The sequence below is a fragment of the Pseudomonas sp. IPO3774 genome, assembly GCF_013386835.1.
GTDB lineage: Bacteria > Pseudomonadota > Gammaproteobacteria > Pseudomonadales > Pseudomonadaceae > Aquipseudomonas.
This window is the reverse complement of record NZ_JACAQY010000079.1, coordinates 1-2412: the sequence shown is the minus strand read 5'-3', so window position 1 is coordinate 2412 and position 2412 is coordinate 1. Positions and strand designations below refer to the sequence as shown.

Annotated in this window: 3 protein-coding genes; all 3 read left to right on the top strand. The window is 57.5% G+C overall.

Annotated features, from left to right (window positions below; genetic code table 11):
* Positions 1-100: 100 nt before the first annotated feature.
* The 3 genes from HYE77_RS32290 (at position 101) to HYE77_RS32280 (ending at position 2381) form a co-directional block, all read left to right on the top strand.
* The gene (locus tag HYE77_RS32290; RefSeq protein ID WP_100845513.1) at positions 101-418 is read left to right on the top strand and encodes a transposase; all 318 of its coding nucleotides are present in this window, start codon (positions 101-103) and stop codon (positions 416-418) included.
* Complete coding sequence (gene tnpB / locus HYE77_RS32810; RefSeq protein WP_177070596.1) at positions 415-750, top strand: IS66 family insertion sequence element accessory protein TnpB; 336 nt, start codon at positions 415-417, stop codon at positions 748-750. The genes HYE77_RS32290 and tnpB overlap by 4 nt, the downstream gene beginning before the upstream one ends.
* Before the next feature lie 62 nt (positions 751-812).
* A complete protein-coding gene (locus HYE77_RS32280; RefSeq protein WP_177070593.1) occupies positions 813-2381 on the top strand; it encodes an IS66 family transposase in 1569 nt (522 codons plus the stop codon).
* Positions 2382-2412: the final 31 nt, after the last annotated feature.

Below are 2412 nucleotides of genomic sequence, written 5' to 3'. Positions count from 1 at the left end.
GTAAGGGGCCGGTGAACACACCTTCCGAACTCCATCATTAAGGACGATGGTGTCCGCGTATTTTTAAGCGGACGCTATCGCCCTTAACGTCAGGAATTCCATGCGCCAACGAAGCTCTTATCCCAAATCGTTCAAAGCCCAGGTTGTTCAGGAATGCCTGCAACCAGGCGCGACCATCTCCGGCGTCGCCATCAGCCATGGCATCAACGCCAACGTCATCCGAAAGTGGATGCCGCTGTACCGGGATCAGCCGCCAGCGGTGCTACCTGCTTTTATTCCAGTGAAATCTACGCCAAAGCGGCCGACTGAAACGGCGGCGGTCATCGATCTGCCGTTTGGCGATCAATCGATCACAGTGAAATGGCCAACTTCTGATCCTGAAGGGTGCGCCCGCTTTGTCCGTGGGCTCACACAATGATTCGCATCGATGCCATCTGGCTCGCCACCGAACCCATGGACATGCGTGCCGGCACTGAAACGGCCCTGGCCAGGGTGATCGCGGTGTTCGGTGCGGCGAAGCCGCACTGCGCCTATCTATTTGCCAATCGCCGCGCGACTCGGATGAAAGTGCTGGTACACGATGGGATTGGCGTTTGGCTGGCTGCACGCCGCTTAAACCAAGGTAAATTCCATTGGCCAGGTGTTCGCCAAGGCAGCGAAATGGTGCTGGATACCGAACAACTTCAGGCCTTGGTGCTCGGTCTACCTTGGCAACGCGTTGGAGCTGGCGGTGCAATCACACTGCTTTAAGAAGCTGTAATTAGCGCCTTGGCCTACTGCCGCAAACGAGCTGCTTTGGTAAAATCCACGGCATGACTTCCTCGCCCAATCTCGATCAAATGACCCCCGACCAACTGCGTGCATTCGCTGCGCAGTTGCTGTCGCAAGTGGAGACCATGGGTCAGACGGTCGAGACCATGAGCAAGACGGTCGAAACGATGGGCAGGAAGATTAGCCGCGATCAAACGGTAATCGAGAAGCTGACCCACGAGATCGCACGACTCAAGCGCTTGAAGTTTGCCAAGCGCAGCGAGCAGATGAATCCTGAGCAGGCCAGCCTGCTTGATGACCTGATTGATACTGATATCGCGGCGATTGAAGCCGAGCTTCAAGCCTTGCAAATAGCGCCAGTGGCGACCGAGAAAAAGCAAAAGCCCAAGCGCACTGCATTGCCGGCAGAATTTCCACGCACATTGATCCATCACGAACCGGACAACACCCACTGCCCATGCGGCTGCGTACTCACGCGCATCGGTGAAGACGTCAGCGAAAAGCTGGACTACACGCCGGGCGTTTTTACCGTTGAACGCCATGTGCGTGGCAAGTGGGTGTGCGATGACTGCGAAACGCTGATCCAGGCCCCGGTACCGGCGCAGGTCATCGACAAGGGCATCCCAACTGCCGGATTACTGGCCCACGTCATGATCGCGAAGTTCGCTGACCATCTTCCGCTTTACCGCCAGGAATCGATTTTTGGTCGTGCTGGCTTGGCGATTCCACGCTCCACTTTGGCTCAATGGGTTGGCGTTACTGGCGTGCAGTTGCAGCCACTGGTCGATGCCCTGCGTGACGTAGTGATCGGGCAGCAGGTTGTGCACGCGGATGAAACACCCGTGCAGATGCTCGCTCCGGGCTCGAAGAAAACCCACCGTTCTTATGTTTGGGCTTACGCCACCAGCCAGTTCTGCGAAACAGCCGCTGTCGTCTACGACTTCAGCCCCAGCCGCGCCGGTGAGCATGCTCGCAACTTCCTGCAAGGCTGGAAAGGCAAGTTGGTCTGCGACGACTTTGGCGGTTACAAGGCCAGCTTCGAACTCGGCGTGACCGAGATCGGCTGCATGGCTCATGCCCGGCGCAAGTTCTTCGAATTGCACGCTACCAACAAGAGCCAGCTCGCCGAGCAGGCCCTGCGTTACATCCAGTTGCTGTACGAAATCGAGAGCGAAGTGCGCGATCTGGAGCCGGATTTACGTTGCCGAATACGGCAAGAAAAAGCCGTGCCGGTGATGGAGATGCTGCACGCCTGGATGATCGCCCAGCGTGATCTTGTGCCCGAAGGTTCGGCTATCAGCAGAGCACTCGATTACAGCCTTAAACGCTGGGCAGCGCTGTCGCGCTACCTCAATGACGGGGCCGTACCCATTGATAATAATTGGGCGGAGAACCAGATCCGGCCATGGGCTCTTGGGCGCAAGAACTGGCTCTTCGCCGGGTCGCTACGCAGCGGAAAACGGGCTGCGGCAATCATGAGCTTAATCCAATCTGCGCGGCTGAATGGTCATGACCCGTACGCCTATCTAAAGGATGTTCTCACGCGCCTGCCGACGCAGCGGGCGAGTGAAATCGAGCAGTTGCTTCCGCATAAGTGGCAGCCGGCTTAATCACGCAAGACGTGATGCCCGGACGCATACG

What these genes read in the sequence shown, in the direction of transcription:
- HYE77_RS32290 (WP_100845513.1), top strand. Translation starts at nt 101, where the DNA reads ATGCGCCAACGAAGCTCTTATCCCAAATCGTTCAAAGCCCAGGTTGTT.
- tnpB (WP_177070596.1), top strand. Translation starts at nt 415, where the DNA reads ATGATTCGCATCGATGCCATCTGGCTCGCCACCGAACCCATGGACATG.
- HYE77_RS32280 (WP_177070593.1), top strand. Translation starts at nt 813, where the DNA reads ATGACTTCCTCGCCCAATCTCGATCAAATGACCCCCGACCAACTGCGT.